This window comes from Clostridia bacterium, from assembly GCA_012840125.1.
In the GTDB taxonomy this organism is placed as follows: Bacteria; Bacillota; DULZ01; order DULZ01; family DULZ01; genus DULZ01.
Window position 1 is genome coordinate 1 of sequence record DULZ01000078.1, and the last position, 15,796, is coordinate 15,796.

Here is a 15,796-nt window from a genome sequence, read left to right on the forward strand (position 1 = left end):
AAAAGGAAATAAAAAAAAGAGTCCTTGCGGACTCTTGGGACAACTACCGGTCTTTCATGGGAGTATACGTGCGCCGCGGTGCCACGCACTTGTAGGCAGGTCTGATAATCCGGCCGCCGTTTACCAGTTCCTCCAGCCGGTGGGCACTCCAGCCGGAAATCCTGGCCACGGCAAAGATCGGCGTGAACAATTCCGTCGGGATGCCCAGCATTTTGTAGACAAAACCGGAATAGAAATCCACGTTGGCGCTAACGCCTTTGTAAATCTTCCTGACTTTACCGATCACCTCAGGGGCCAGCCTTTCCACTGTTTCGTAGAGCTTGAACTCATCTTCCAAGCCCTTGTCCCTGGCCAGCTGCTCGCACATCCCCTTCAGGATAACCGCCCGCGGGTCGGAAATGGAATACACGGCATGTCCAATGCCATAGATGAGGCCGGTGCGGTCAAAAGCTTCTTTGCTCAGGATCTTATTCAGGTAATCGGCAATTTCCCCTTCATCATCCCAGTTCTTAATGTTCTGCTTCAGGTCATCAAACATCTGAATGACCTTGATGTTGGCTCCGCCGTGCCTCGGGCCTTTCAATGCTCCCAGGGCAGCCGCCATGACCGAGTAAGTATCCGTGTGCGTAGAAGTAATCACGTGGGTGGTGAAGCTGGAGTTGTTACCGCCCCCGTGGTCTGCGTGAAGCACGAGAGCCAAGTCCAATAAGGTAGCTTCCAGCTTCGTAAACTGGTTGTCAGGCCGCAGCATGTGCAGGATGTTCTCCGCCGTACTCAGTTCCGGCTTCGGGCTGTGGATGATCAGGCTGCTGTCGCCGTAGTAGTGGTGGTAAGCCTGGTAGCCGTACACCGCCAGCAGGGGAAAACAAGCGATTAAATGCAGGCACTGCCGCAGCACGTTGGGAATGGAAATATCGTCTGCCTTTTCATCATAGCTGTACAGGGCCAGCACGCTTCGCGCCATGGCGTTCATCAAATCCCGGCTGGGAGCTTTCATGATGATGTCCCGCACAAAACTCCTGGGCAAGCTCCGGTAGCCGGCCAAAAGCTCTGTAAACTCTTGTAGTTCGCTCTTACTGGGCAAGTCACCGAAAAGCAAAAGGTACGTCGTCTCTTCAAAACCAGGCCGCCCGTCATCCAAAAAACCTTTCGTCAAATCATTAATGCTAATCCCGCGATAGTAGAGCTCCCCCGGAATGGGCACTACTTCGTTTTCGTCAATGATATAGGCATGCACTTCCGCGATCTCCGTCAGGCCGGCCAGCACACCCCTGCCGCTTTCATCCCGCAGCCCCCGCTTCACCTGGTACTTGTCGTACAATTCGGGATTAATGGGAACACATTTTTCCGCCAGTTGACTGAGTTTTTCTAACATTACGGCATCATACCTTTCTTCCTTAAATAGTATGGTGCTGGAAAGGACTGATTAATATTAACTTTTATTATATCATTAGGGTGCGCTGGAAATAAACAAAAATTTATTTCATTCTAAAAAAAAAAGATCCAGGGAACGATGGTCCCTGGACCGCAGCAGTACTTAGAAAGGGGGGATGGAGTATCTATCTACGCTAAGCCAGGTGCTTAGCTACTAATTCCGCCAAATCCATGGCTTCCACTTTGCCCTCTTCATCCTTGGCCTTCAGCCCGTCAACCAGCATGATCAAGCAGAAGGGGCAGGCCGTGCCCACAACTTGGGCCCCGGTGGATAAGGCTTGATCCGTCCGGGCTTCGTTAATCTTAGTGCCGAGCCGCTCCTCCAGCCACATCCTTCCGCCGCCGGCACCGCAGCAGAAGCTCTTGTCGTGATGGCGCGGCATTTCCACCAGCCTCGCCCCGGGCAGGGCGGACACGATTTGCCGCGGCTCCCCGTAAATGTCGTTGTAACGTCCCAGATAGCAGGAGTCATGGTAGACCACGGTCTTGCCGAAGTCCCCGCTGAGCTTGATCTTACCGGAGGCAATCAGTTCACTGATGAACTGGGTATGGTGGATAACTTCGAATTCCGCACCCAACTGGGCATAGTCCACCTTAAAGGTCTGGTAACAGTGGGGGCACTGGGTGATGATCTTTTTCACCCCGTAGTTCTTCATGGTTTCAATATTTTCTTCCGCCAGCATCTTGAACAGGTATTCGTTACCTAGGCGGCGGGCGGAATCCCCGCAGCATTTCTCCTCAATGCCCAGAATGCCGAAGCTGACGCCGGCGGCTTGCAGGATCTGCACAATAGCTTTTGAAACCCGCTGGTTCCGGTCGTCAAAAGCACCGGCGCAACCGGGCCAGTACAGGTACTCCACTTCGGGATTTTCCTCCAATGTGGTTACGCCCAAACCTTCCGCCCAGTTGGCCCGCTCGGTATAACCGACACCCCATGGGTTGGCGTTGTTTTCCATATTCCGGAAAGCCAGCTGCATCTCGGCCGGGAACTCACTTTCCGTCAAGGTCAGGTACCGCCTCAGTTCGATGGTCTTATGAATATGCTCGATCATGGCAGGGCACTGCTCCTGGCAAGCCCGGCAGGTGGTGCAGGCCCAGATCTCTTCCTCGGAGACCACATCACGGACGAGGTTCTCTTCAAAAGCGGCGATAGCTTCCGCACCGGCGGCTACTTCCAGTTGCGCGCCCTGCTGCCGCAGCGCTTCCCTGGCCGCCACTAAATGCGGTGCCTTGGCATGCAGGTGGGCCCGCATATTCTGCACCATGCGTTTCGGGGACAGGGGTTTGCCGGTGAGATGAGCAGGACAGTTATCCTGGCACCGGCCGCAGCGGACACAGGCTTCCAGGTCAAAGAGATGCTTCCAGGAAAAACTCTCTATCCTGTCCGTCCCGTAAACCTCCACGTCCTCGTCTTCAAAATCAATGGGCGACAAGGTACCGGGAGGCGTAAGGGGGCTGAAAAACTGGTCCGCCGGGATGAGAATAATGTGTACCAGCTTGGAATAGGGAATGTAAGCGATGAAGGCCATGGCAATCATCATGTGGAACCACCAGAGGAACTTGTGCCAGGCCTGCATCTGTTCCACCGTCATCCCGCTAAACAGCAGGGACACCACATAACCCACCGGCTGCCAGGCTACCCAGGGGTCCCCGGTAGCGGCAATCCGCAGCCCTTCCACGATAAAGCCCGTGAACAAGATAGCGCCGATGAGCAGCAAAGCCCACCCGTCGTCCTTACGGTTATCCAACCGGTCCGGCTTTTGCACATAACGCCGCCAGGCAAAGACCACTATGCCCGCCAGGGCGAAAAAGCCGCCCAAATCCATGAGCAGGGACAGGATTAGGTAAAAATTGCCGTAAAAGATCTGGAGCCCAAAGTCAGCCTGTAACGCCACAATAAATGTGCCAAAGAGCATAATCACAAAGCCCCAAAAGATGACAAAGTGGCTCCACCCGGGCAGCTTATCTCTTAGAATACGGCCGTGGCTGAAGGTCTCCTTAATCACCGTTTTTATGCGCCGGCCGATTTGATCCGTGCGAAGCTCCGCTTGCCCTAAACGCCATAAATTGTATTGCTGGTATACCCCGTGGGCGAAGATAGCCACGGCAATAATGAAAACCGCATACAGCCAAAAATGCCCGGAAATATTCCAGTAGATTTCCCTGGTCGGTACACCCACGTTGGCTAAAGTGATCAACGGGTTTCACCCCTCTCAAAAAGTGTCGCATGGAAGCTGTGGTAAGAGGGGTTGCCGCCCTGCCCGGTGCAGCCGGGCCGGCCGGCAACCCCCTGGACTTTAGGCCGGACGCTCGCTTACCACTTTCTTCAGTTCGTCTCTCAGGACCGGCAGCACTTGGAACAAGTCACCGACGATGCCGAAGTCGGCTACTTTGAAGATATTCGCTTCCGGATCCTTGTTAATGGCCACGATATACCTGGAGGAACCCATGCCCGCCAGGTGCTGGATGGCACCGGAAATACCCACGGCGATGTACAGCACCGGCGACACGGTCTTACCCGTTTGGCCTACCTGGTCACTGTGCTCCCGCCAACCGGAATCCACGGCGGCCCGGGAAGCACCAACGGCAGCGCCGAGGATATCGGCAATTTCCTCCAGCATCTTGAAGTTTTCCGGACCTTTCATGCCCCGGCCGCCGCTGATGATGATTTCCGCTTCCGTCAGTTCCGGGCGGCCCGTAGCTTTCTCGATGACCTCTTTCACAATGACCCGCAAAGCATCGGGACTGATTTCCACCGGTACGTCCACGACTTCCGGATTCTTGCTTCCTTCCGCCGGCACACTGCCCAGGGCATTGGGACGGAAAGTGACGAATAAAGCGGCGCCGTTAGGTTTCACGGTGCTGAATGCTTTACCGGCGTAGATGGGTTTGGTCAGCACCAGTTCACCGTTTTCCACTTTGGCAGCGGTACAATCGCTGGCTAAACCGGCTTCCAGCCTTTGGGCCAACCGCGGCGCCAGGTCTTTACCGGTAGCGGTATGGCTCAAGAACACGTAATCGGGCTGCTCTTTCAGCAGTACTTTGCCCACCACGTCAGTATAAGCGGCGGTGCTGTAATCAGCCAGTTTTTGGTCATCACAGACGAAGATTTTATCTACACCGTAGGCGGCCACTTGGTCTACCAATCCTTTCACATTGTGGCCCGGGATAACAGCCATCAGCTCTGCTCCCAGCTCGTTCGCCAAGCGGCGCCCGGCGCCCAAGAGTTCATGGGTGGCTTTTCTCAAAGCCCCCTTCTTTTGTTCTACGATGACAAAGACCTTGCCCATGGTTTCCCCTCCTCTAGATAACCTTCGCTTCATTAGTCAGGAAATCAATCAGCTGCTTGACTGCGTCCGCAGGTTCGGCTTCCACCTTCTTACCTGCCTGCCTGGCTTCCGGCAGCTGGTACCCAACCACCTGAGCTTTGCTGCCTTCAGCAGCCAGGCCCAAATCCTGCAGGCTGAGCACCTTCAGTTCTTTTTTCTTCGCCTGCATAATCCCCTTCAAGGACGGGTAACGAGGCTCATTCAAACCTTTCTGGGCGGCTATTAAAGCCGGCAGGGGAACTTCCAGCACTTCTACCGCACCGTCACCTTCACGGTGGCAAACGGCTTTGCCGTCGCCCAGTTCCAACTTGGTGACTACCGTCGCTTGGGGCAGCCCTAAGACTTCGGCAAGACGGCCGGGCAGCTGGGCACTTTGATCGTCAATGGCCATCCAACCGGTCAGGATCAAATCGTAGGACATGCCTTCCAGTGCTTTGGCCAGCACTTTGGCCACCACGTAATGGTCGGCACCCGCTAAAGCCGGGTCATTGATGAGGACCGCCTTATCGGCCCCCATGGCCAGGGCTTGCCTTAAAGCTTCCTGGGCCTTATCCCCACCCAGGGAAACGACGGTCACCTCGCCCCCCTTGGCTTCTTTGATGCGGATGGCTTCCTCCACCGCAAACTCATCGTAAGGGTTCATGATCAGATTCACGCCTTGATCGCTGATCTTGCCGTCCGCCGTCAATTGAATTTTGGCTTCGGTATCAAAGGTCTGCTTCACTAAAACGACAATGTTCAAAAGGACTCCCTCCTTAAATTTTAATAATCAAAATAAAAGGTATCGTCTGAAATTTTCCACAAAACCCGAGCGAAAACCCCCTTCCTCTTAAGCAAGCAGCTGCTTGGCAATCACCAGCCTTTGAATTTGGTTAGTACCTTCAAAAATTTGCATTATTTTCGCATCCCGCATGTATTTTTCTACGGGATAATCTCTAATGAAACCGTAACCCCCTAACACCTGTACCGCCTGGGTGGTTACCTCCATGGCCACGTCGGAAGCAAACGCTTTCGCCATGGCCGCCTCCTTGGTAAAAGGCAACCCTTGTTCCAAGGTAAATGCCGCTTTGTACACCAGGTGCCGGGCCGCTTCCACTTTCATCGCCATGTCCGCCAGCATCATCTGGATGGTCTGGAAATCGGCGATGGGTTTGCCAAACTGCCGGCGTTCTTTCGCATAGCGCAGGGCCGTTTCAAAAGCCGCCTGGGCAATCCCCACGGACATGGCCCCTACTCCCGGTCGCGCCAGGTCCAACGCCTCCATGGCCAGCACAAATCCCTGCCCTTCGCGCCCCACCAAATGGCTGGCCGGCACTCGCACGTCTTCCAGCACAATTTCCCTGGTATCGGCCGCCCGGATCCCCATCTTCTTCAGTTTCTTACCCACCTGGAGGCCCGGCGTCCCCTTCGGCACCACAAAGGCGGAAATGCCTTTGGACCCTTTGGACCGGTCGGTGGTAGCAAAGACCAGGTAGAACTCTGCCATCCCGCCGTTGGAAACAAAGGCTTTGGCGCCGTTTAACACATACTCCCTGCCCACGCGGACGGCGGTGGAGGCAATAGAGGCGGCATCGGAGCCGGCTTCCGCTTCCGTCAGGCAGAAAGACGCCAACCCCCCTCCCTCCCCAATGGGAGGCAGGAACTTCTTTTTCTGCTCATCGGTACCCGCTAAAAGCAGCGGGTACGCCGCCAGGGCCGTGGCCGCGGCGGCCACGGCCACGCTGGCACACCCTTTAGCCAGTTCTTCCAGCACGATGCAGATGCCCATGGCATCCAGCCCGGAGCCCCCGTACTCAACCGGGGTGTTCAGGCTCTGCAAGCCGTATTCCGCCAGCCGCTTAATCAAGGAGGGCTCGAATTCTTCCTCTTCATCCATTTTATGGGCCAGGGGGACGATCTCCCGCTGGGCGAATTCCCTGGCCATTTTTTGCAGCGCAAGTTGTTCATCGCTTAATCGGTAATCCAATGATCATCCGGCACCCCCTACCCTGTCTGCCTTATAATAAAGCAAAATTCATGCCATCATGCCCGGCCCATGGCTGTGATTTCGCAAAAGCCCCTCGCCAAGCCAGTGCCCGTGCGGTTTCCTGCCGGAACAATATTATTTTTCCAATTCGAAAAAGATGAAATGTTTTTACTACTCTGACCGGGCAGATGTTGCATAAATAGGACACCGGCTGCCCTGGCTGGGCAAAAAGAAAACAGCACCAAACCCTGGTGCTGTTGATATCACTGGGCCCACCTGTACAAATGAAGCGACAAAATCCCTCTCGGACCTCATGTACACAAAATGAGACATGTGTCCTATTTCGTATACACAAGGCGATTTTTCCCGTCAGTAGTCCAACCCCAGCTGTTTCATTTTCCGGTACAGGAGGGAACGGTGGATCCCTAACAGGCGCGCCGCTGCCACCTTGTTGTGGTTGGTATAGGACAAGGCGTTCCTGATGGCCTCCTTCTCCGCCTGGGCTACCGCTTCCGCCAGCGTCCCGACGGTCACCGCTTCCACCCCACGCCGGGCAGGGGCATCGGAACCTGGAAAGCTCTTGAAGTCTTCCACCTCCAATACCTCGTGCATGGTCAAAGCCATGGCTCTTTCCAGGGTATTGCGGAGTTCCCGCACATTCCCGGGCCAGTCGTAGTTGACCAGCAGCTGCTCCGCTTGCGGGGAAATACCTTTGATTTTCCGGCCTAATTCCTGGTTCAAGGTTTTAATGAAATACTCAATTAACATGGGAATGTCTTCCCGGCGGTCTCTTAAAGGGGGCATGTGCAAGTTGATTACGTTCAGGCGGTAATACAAATCCTCCCGGAATTTTTTCTCCTTCACCATTTGCTCCAGGTCTTTATTGGTGGCGGCAATGACCCGCACATCCACCTTGATGGCCCTGGTCCGCCCTATTTTCTCCACTTCCCGCTCCTGCAGCACCCGCAGGAGTTTAGCCTGCATAGCCAGCTGCATATCCCCTATTTCATCCAGGAAAATGGTGCCCCCGTCCGCCAGTTCAAACTTGCCTAACTTGCCGCCTTTTTTGGCGCCGGTAAAGGAGCCTTCTTCGTAACCGAACAGCTCCGACTCCAGCAAGTGCTCCGGTACGGCGGCACAGTTTACTTTAATAAAGGGAGCATTCCGGCGCGGGCTGGCATAGTGAATGGCATGGGCCAGCAGTTCCTTACCGGTACCGCTCTCACCGCTGATCAAAATGGTGGAATTAGTCCGGGCCGCCACCTGGGCTTCCCTTTTCAGCCACTTAATCCGCTCACCCCGGCCGATGAGGTTGTCAAAAGTATACTGGTCATCCCGGGTGCGGGTGAGTTCCTGCTTGTAATAAGAAAGGGAGCGTCTTGTGCTTTTTTCCAGGGCCTGCAGGGCATCATTGCCGGTGACGATACCGATCACCCGCTGGCCTTCATCCACGATGGGCAGCTTGGAAACCCCATGCCGCAGGGCGATGCTGTAGGCCTGTTCCACCGGGGTGTCGGGACCCACCGTCACTACTCGGGTGTGCATGATCCTTTCCACCGGCGCATCCAGGTCCAGGTTTTTTTCAATGATGTCCAGCAGGTGGGATTTGGTAAACAGCCCCTGGATCACCCCCTGGTCATCGGTGACCGGCAGGCTATAAATCTGGTGCCGGCGGAAAATCTGTACTGCTTCTTTGAGCGTGGTGTTTCTCCGGATGGTTATGACAGGTTGGGTCATGATATCGGACACCAGCATACAAAAACCCCCTTTGCTCCGGAGTATTCTCCATAAAGGGGGTGAAAACCTGCTTTTAAGCTTTTTTCCGCATCACCCGGTCCCATAAACGGGCCAAAGGGCCGCGGGAGTTGAACTGCACCTGGGAGCGGTCACCGGTTTCCGGCACCGGGATAATACCCAACTGGCCGTCTGTGGGACACCTGCCCTGGGTACGCCACAGCTTACCCCCTCGCAAGTAATCCACCGACAGGTAAGGGGTGCCTAAAGACAGCAGCCGGGCCACGTCCCATTTGGTATTCACCGGCTCTTCATTGATGCTGAAAAGCACGTCACCGCTGGCCAGGCCCATTCTCGCCGCCGGGGAACCGGGATAAACATCCAGGATCATCACCCCGCGCTCCGGGGCATGGTAGAGCGGCTTTCCCACCAGCTCCTTTTGCTGCCCTCTAATGATTAAATACTCATGTCCTAAAGGCCCGAATAAGGCCGCCGCCCAAGCCAGCCAGGACCAGTGGGAGGCCAGAATGGACAGCAGGAGCAGCAGCAGGCTGTACACCGCCAGTCTTTCCGCGGACCAGCGGCTCTTGCCTTCCGGGGTATCCGTAAGGGCCAGGTCCCCGTAACCCAGGGCGGCCACCACCGGTACCAGGCTGTACAGCACATCGCTCTCCGCCTCCAGGGGGGAACGGATCAGCGGCCACCAATCGGGCATGGGGATGACGCTGTTACCAAAGCTTTGTAACGAGGCTACCGGTATCACATACATGACGACCAGGGGAATGGGCCAAAACCGCTGCAGGTTGAAACCGCCGACGGTTTTGTCACCCTGGCGGGCATATACCGGCAGTGCCCCCAAGTGCCCGCTGGCCAGGATCAACAAGCTTTCCACCAGGTGCAGAATAGCCACTAAGCCCATCAACTGGGGCACTTCGATGCGGGGAAAACCCGTTAACAGGTAGCTAATGGACAAAAGACCCCCGGCATAGGAAAAACAAAGGTAGCGGGGATTGACCAGGAACAGGACCAGGGCCACAAACCACAAATAGCTGATCCCGATGTTATTCACACTTACCCCGCCCAGGACCATCAAAATGCTCCCCAGCACTCCTCCCCCGAATCCCAGGGCCGTGGCTTTCAGCACATCCTGGACAATACCGCCGTAAGCCTTGCCGGCAACGCCGTACAACTGCCGTTTCGTCTTTTCCAGCCGGATATACATGAGGGCCACCACGGCGACGGCAAACAGGAAATAAAGGAGAAACCCCAGGCTGAAAATATGGCGGAAAATCTGAACAATTAAATACAAGAAAAGTTCCATGGCACTCACCGCCATTGATCACCGGTTTACCTGCCCAGCACTTCCAGGGCTTTGGCCAATTGGGGGTCTTTCTCCACATCGGGGGCGCTCATCAGTGCCGCGTGTTCTTCTTCCGGTGTCAGTTTTACTTCCACATCCGGCTGGATGCCTACCTCGTGGATGTCATGTCTGCCGGGAGTTAAATACTTGGAAGTGGTAAGCTTTACCGCCGCCCCGCCGTGCAGGGGGAACACGGTCTGGACTAATCCCTTGCCGAAAGTAGTCTCCCCAACCAGTTTCCCGCTCCCCGTGTCCTTGATGGCTCCGGCCACGATTTCCGAAGCGCTGGCACTGCCGCCGTTCACCAGCACCACCAGGGGCACCTGGATGCGATGGGGATGGACCGTATGCAAGGTATCACTGCTGTTCTTCCCTTCGATGTATACTACCGGGCCTTCCGGGATGAAGTAAGAAGCTACCTCCAAGGCGGCGGACAAGGACCCCCCCGGATTATTGCGCAAATCCAATACCATCCCTTCTAATGCCCGCTCTTGCTGCAGCTCCATAATTAACCGGCCTAACTCGGTACCTGTGTGTTCCGTAAAATTGGAGATGGAGATATAAGCAATGCCGGGATAATCCTCCAGGTACTGTCCTTCTACCGTGGGCAGCTCAATGATCTCCCTGGTCAGGGTCACTTCCCAGGTGGAGCCTCCCGGCCGGTAAATGAGCAGCACCACTTGGGTCCCAGGTTCTCCCTGCATTAACGCCGCCGCTTCATTCAGGTCTAAATCCGCCGTATCCCGGTCATCGATCCGCAGTATTTGATCCCCCGGCGCGATCCCGGCCCGGTGGGCCGGCGTACCTTTAAAGGGTGATACCACCGTCAGCTTGTGATCTTTATCCATGGTGATCAAAAGCCCCACGCCGCCGTAAGTGCCCTTAATATTCCCTTCCAGACTTTGGTACAGCTCCGGCTCCAGGTAAGCGGAATAGGGATCCTCCAGGGCCTGCACCATCCCGGCGGTGGCCCCTTCAATGAGGGTAGCGAAATCAGGATCCGCCAGCGACTGGCTCTTGATCAGGGCCAGCACTTTCACGGCCCGGCCCAGTCCGTCCAGATTCGAAACAATCACAAAACCCAGGATCCCCGTTACCATGACGGAAAACATGGCAATGATGATCACCAGGTGCTTAAGAAAACCGAGTATCCTTCCCAACCAGAATCCACCTCAATCCCCATTGAATTGTTCGCCTTGACATTAACATATGCAGCCAACCACAGTCCCTTGAATATATTGTCATTATTATTCGCCAAGCACCAGGCATACCCTGCATTCCCTCTAAAGAAAAAATGACGACCTCCGGTCGTCAGAGACTGTTCACAACAGGGCAAACCGAAATCCGCGAGCCCGGCCCTTCCACCCAATCGGCAAAAGGCCACACCTCCTTCCGGTGGGAGACGGCAGCCGTTTCCGTCATTTCAAATACCAGCCAATCAGTGCCCACAGCCCGGGCTTGAAGAACCCCGGCAAAACCGCCGTCACTCCCCGACCGTCAGGCTAGACCCGGAAAGATCGATGCCCACCACTTTCCAGCCGCCCGCAGCTTGCGGATTGCCGACCGCCTTTCATGACAGCACTGCCTCCTCTCCACCTTACCGCCGGCCGGGATTAGTTCCCGGCATCATTTTCTTTAGAGACATGTAAGGCTAACTGGGCCCGTACGCCAGTTAGCCTCCTCCATCTCATTTCAAGTAGGACCATGGATTGACCGGTTCCCCGTCCTTGCGCACTTCAAAGTGCAGGTGCGGTCCCGTACTTAAGCCCGTGGACCCGACTTTCCCCACCTGGTCACCCCGCAGGACTTCGTCCCCTTCCTTGACCGTAATAGCGGACAAATGGGCGTACAAGGTAGCAATGCCGCTGCCGTGGTTAATGATCACCGTATTACCGTATGCCCCGTAATACCCGGCCATCATGACTCGCCCGCTTTCGGCGGCTATGACCTTAGCCCCTGAAGGAGCCGCAATATCGATACCAGTATGCATCCGGTTGGTCTTGAGGATGGGATGCACCCTCATCCCGTAATCGGAGGTGATCCGGGAGTAACCCGGTGCCGGCCAGGCCAGCTTACCGCCGGCGAATTGGCGATCGTCGCTCATCCGGGCCATGATTTCCCTGATCTGGGCGGCAATCCGGCGGGAAGTTTCCTCTTCTTCCGCCAGCGCTCTTTCGATTACCGCTTTTTCCGTTTTCAGGGCATTCACCAGCTTGGCCTTCTCTTCCTGCTGGGCAGCCAGCCGGGCTTTCTTATCCTCTGTTTCCGCCTTCATCTGGGCAATCTTGTCTCTTTCCGACTCCAGCTGGGCTTTTTTCTCTTCCACCGCCGCCCGTTCCGCCTCGATCTCATCCAACAGTTTCATGTCATGTTCCGCAATCTTTTGCAGCAGTTCCATGCGGACCAGGAAATCGGTCATGCTGGTGGATTCCATCAATACTTCCAGGTAGCTGACATCCCCGAGACAATAAATCTCCACCAGCCGTTTCTTAAATATACCCGTTCTTTCCGCCAGCTTGTCCTCAGCTTGCTTGAGTTCCCGCTCCGCCTGCTCCACCCGCTGGGTTGCTTCGCCCAACTGGACCGCCAGCTCGTGCAGGTCCTTTTCCACCGCTCCAATGTTTCTGTTCAAATCTTCCATCTGCTGGGACAGGGATTTAATCTCTTTTTCCTTGCTCTGGATCTCCTGGCGGCGCTGCTGGATCTGCCGTTCTATTTGCTCCTGCCGCTGGCGAAGTTCATCCAACTCGTTCCCAGAAACCGTATACACCGGCAGCCAGGATAAGACCAATACCCCGCAAAGGAGGCATAACGCCACAACCCGCTTCACCCGGTTTCTCCCCCCCTAAACTTTGAGAAATCTGCGCATGGAGATGATACTCCCCAGGGCTCCCACGGCGGCTCCCCCGGCCAGGAGCTTCCACAAGACCTGGTACACCGCTTTAGGATCCTCAATTAAAGCCAGAAAAGATATCTGCAGGGAAACCTTGTCCACCAGGGAAAAATAACCGAAATAGACAGCCAGGCAAGCTAACCCGGCGCCGATGGCCCCCAGGAAGAAACCCTCCAGGAAGAAAGGCCAGCGAATAAACCAGTCCGTGGCACCCACCAGTTTCATAATCTGCAGTTCCCGCCGGCGGGCGAAAACCGTCAGCCGGACAGTGGTGGCAATGAGAAACACCGCGGAACCGATTAACAACAGGATGAGAGCGCTGCCGGCCCAGCGCACCCAGCGCAGCACCTCAAATAACCGTTCCACTTCCTGCTTCCCGTAATCAACCTTGTAGATATGAGGAATCTGGGCCAATTGGGCAGCCACCCTGGTCACCCGTTCCGGGTCCGCAGCCTTCACCACGAAATAATCCGGTAAAGGGTTCTCCCCTCCCAGGGCTCCCAGCAAATCCCGGTCACCGCCAAAACGGGCGTTCATCTTGCTCAACCCTTCTTCTTTAGGCACCAGGGTTACCGAAGCAATACCCGGCAGGGACCGGAGATGCTCCTGCAGCTGCAGCACCTGCGCCCGGGGAACATCCACTTCCACAAAGGCCACGATTTCAATGTCGGATTCCAGCTTGGCCGCCATGAAATTCACATTGAGCACCAGGAGAGCGAACACACCCACCAGGAACGCGGCAATGGCTACCGTACTGACCGCCGCGATACTCATCCAAAGATTGCGCCGCATGGATTTAAAGGCCTGTTTAAAGAAATAGCCAAAGGTTCTAAGCTTCATGGCTGTAGACTCCTCTTTCCTCGTCCCGCACCAGTTCCCCTCTATCCAGGGCGATCAACCTTTTCTTCATGCGGTTAACAATGTCCGCGGCGTGGGTAGCCATGATTACCGTCGTACCCCGGCGGTTGATGTCATTCAGTAGTTCCATTATCCCCCATGCGGTCTCCGGGTCCAGGTTTCCCGTCGGTTCATCAGCCAGCAGAATCTGCGGGTTATTGACAATGGCCCTGGCAATGGCCACTCTCTGCTGTTCTCCCCCCGACAGCTGCCGGGGCAGGCAGTCGGCTTTGTCAGCCAAGCCCACCATTTCCAATACTTCCGGTACTTTCTGCCGGATCGTTTTCCCCGGGTATTCCATCACCTCCAGGGCAAAAGCCACATTATCATAGACGGTCCGGTCGTTCAGCAAGCTGTAATCCTGGAACACCACCCCGATATTCCGCCGTAAGAGAGCCACTTCTTTCCGCTTCAGCCGGTTAATGCTGCGGTTAGCAATTAGGATCTGCCCCCGGGAAGGTTCCTCTTCCTTGAAAATCAGGCGGATAAAGGTTGATTTACCTGCCCCGCTGGAGCCGATCAGAAAGACAAACTCTCCTTTTTCGATTTTGAGGCTGATATCTCGCAAAGCAACAACCCTGTTGTTGTAAATCTTCGTCACGTTGACAAATTGGATCAACATTTACCACTCCGTTGACAATAGTTGCAGCTGCTGCTACTGGTAAAACATTATCTATGTCAGTTCGACAATTACTTCCAGAATCCTTTCCCGGCGGGCAGATTTGCAAAAAAAGGAAGCCTTCCTTCTACGGAAGGCTGCACCAGAGGAAAAAGGCAAGGAGTATTGATGGGAAATACCTAACAAAAAAGGAGGGAATACGGGAGAAAACGGCACTCCCGGGTGCCGGGAGTGCCCAATCAGGGAGAGAGTTTTACAAAATCCTCAACGGATCTAGCCAACCAACCAGGGACATACTCCTATTCACGGCAAGCTGGCCTGGCCGGCAGGCTGTTTCGGCCCGTGCGCTGCCGCCGGCGGCTCGAAAGCCGGTAAGAAGGGGAAAGAGCGCAGCGCCAGGGAAACCACCAGCCCCACCAGCCCAAAGGGTAAGAGGGTTACCGCTATCTCCACCGGGGAAGGAAGATAAGACCAGGTACTCACGAAGACATCCATCCCCGGCTGGAACTCGCCCACAGCCACCGGGTAGCTCCAACCGGCACCGGTACCGGGCACCACCAGGTGCAGGGGTACCTGGTTGAAAGCCGGGAACATCAGCATCAACCGGTGCACAAACACGCCGGCAAAAAGGGTCAAGCAGCCAATCCACAAACCGCCGTAAGACCCGGTTCCCCGGGCGATGAAAAAGTAAACCATGGCCGAAAACAGCAGCACCAGTTCCAGCCCGTATAGGACTCCGTACTCAACAAACAGCTGGGCAAACAGCCCGGCAGCTTCCGGCCCGCCCCACCAGCCGTGGACGATTAAATCCACCGCCAGGAAGAAGAAATGAATCACCAGGGCCCCGGCGATGACACCGTTCAAGATCCGAAAAGCACCTGAATGATGTCTCAGTCCCTCTTTGCCCATGGCCAGCAGCATGATCACCATCACCAGCGCCGTGCCGGAGGCCACCGCCATGGCAATAAAATCCGGGGGCAGGATGGCTGTGTTCCACCAGCCCCGGGATCCCTGAGTAGCAAAAATCAACGCAGTCACGGTGTGAATTAAGACCGCCACCGGCAGCCCCAGGTAGGCCACCGCCCGGGCCCGCCGCTTCGCCCGCTCCTCCAGTTCCGGCCGCCGCTCCGGCAGCAGCTGGAAATAGACGCTGAGGAAGGTGATCGCCAGGTAAGTGCTGAGGACAATCACATCCCAAATTAGAGGAGAAGCGAAGTTGGGATGCAGGAATAATTGGTAGATCCGGTCCACCCGGCCCAGATCAGGCAGGATGATGGCCATGGCTCCCAAAGTAGCGGCAAAAGCCGACAGGGAAGCTATCCTGGTGAAAGGCCGCAGCGGCTCCAAATTAAACAAGTAGACGGATGAAGAGACGATCAAGCCCCCGGCGGCGATCCCTACGAAAAAGGCAAAAACGGCAATGTACAGACCCCAGTTAAAGGGGTTCCGCATCTGGGTCACTACCAGTCCTTGCTGGATTTGATAAAACCAGGCCGCTAAACTGATGCCGATTAACACCAGGGATACCCCGGCAGCCGCATTGGTTCCTCGCATTGTATCACCT

Annotated in this window: 12 protein-coding genes; all 12 read right to left on the minus strand. The window is 55.6% G+C overall.

Annotation, left to right across the window (positions count from 1 at the left end):
- Positions 1–43 precede the first annotated feature (43 nt).
- On the minus strand, positions 44–1,375 hold the full coding sequence (locus GXX34_08870; protein ID HHW07619.1) for a citrate/2-methylcitrate synthase: 1,332 nt from the start codon (positions 1,373–1,375) through the stop codon (positions 44–46).
- A 193-nt stretch (positions 1,376–1,568) separates the two neighbouring features.
- On the minus strand, positions 1,569–3,614 hold the full coding sequence (locus tag GXX34_08875) for a 4Fe-4S dicluster domain-containing protein (GenBank protein HHW07620.1): 2,046 nt from the start codon (positions 3,612–3,614) through the stop codon (positions 1,569–1,571).
- Between the two features lie 117 nt (positions 3,615–3,731).
- Positions 3,732–4,724 (minus strand): electron transfer flavoprotein subunit alpha/FixB family protein, encoded by a 993-nt coding sequence (locus GXX34_08880; GenBank protein ID HHW07621.1) that lies wholly within the window; start codon positions 4,722–4,724, stop codon positions 3,732–3,734.
- Between the two features lie 13 nt (positions 4,725–4,737).
- On the minus strand, positions 4,738–5,505 hold the full coding sequence (locus tag GXX34_08885; protein HHW07622.1) for an electron transfer flavoprotein subunit beta/FixA family protein: 768 nt from the start codon (positions 5,503–5,505) through the stop codon (positions 4,738–4,740).
- Between the two features lie 87 nt (positions 5,506–5,592).
- The gene (locus GXX34_08890; protein ID HHW07623.1) at positions 5,593–6,729 is read right to left on the minus strand and encodes an acyl-CoA dehydrogenase; all 1,137 of its coding nucleotides are present in this window, start codon (positions 6,727–6,729) and stop codon (positions 5,593–5,595) included.
- 369 nt (positions 6,730–7,098) lie between these two features.
- Positions 7,099–8,484: a sigma 54-interacting transcriptional regulator gene (locus tag GXX34_08895; protein ID HHW07624.1), complete on the minus strand. Its 1,386-nt coding sequence runs from the start codon at positions 8,482–8,484 to the stop codon at positions 7,099–7,101.
- A gap of 55 nt (positions 8,485–8,539) precedes the next feature.
- A complete protein-coding gene (locus GXX34_08900) occupies positions 8,540–9,772 on the minus strand; it encodes a PDZ domain-containing protein (protein HHW07625.1) in 1,233 nt (410 codons plus the stop codon).
- A 38-nt stretch (positions 9,773–9,810) separates the two neighbouring features.
- Positions 9,811–10,935: a S41 family peptidase gene (locus GXX34_08905; protein HHW07626.1), complete on the minus strand. Its 1,125-nt coding sequence runs from the start codon at positions 10,933–10,935 to the stop codon at positions 9,811–9,813.
- A gap of 575 nt (positions 10,936–11,510) precedes the next feature.
- On the minus strand, positions 11,511–12,653 hold the full coding sequence (locus GXX34_08910; protein HHW07627.1) for a peptidoglycan DD-metalloendopeptidase family protein: 1,143 nt from the start codon (positions 12,651–12,653) through the stop codon (positions 11,511–11,513).
- A 15-nt stretch (positions 12,654–12,668) separates the two neighbouring features.
- Positions 12,669–13,556 carry an ABC transporter permease gene (locus GXX34_08915; protein HHW07628.1) on the minus strand — a complete coding sequence of 296 codons (888 nt, stop codon included), beginning with the start codon at positions 13,554–13,556 and terminating at the stop codon, positions 12,669–12,671.
- Positions 13,546–14,232, minus strand: coding sequence for a cell division ATP-binding protein FtsE (gene ftsE / locus GXX34_08920; GenBank protein HHW07629.1), 687 nt, complete (start codon positions 14,230–14,232; stop codon positions 13,546–13,548). Before ftsE ends, GXX34_08915 begins: the two co-directional genes overlap by 11 nt.
- Before the next feature lie 303 nt (positions 14,233–14,535).
- A complete protein-coding gene (gene nrfD, locus GXX34_08925; protein ID HHW07630.1) occupies positions 14,536–15,786 on the minus strand; it encodes a polysulfide reductase NrfD in 1,251 nt (416 codons plus the stop codon).
- Between the last annotated feature and the right edge of the window lie 10 nt (positions 15,787–15,796).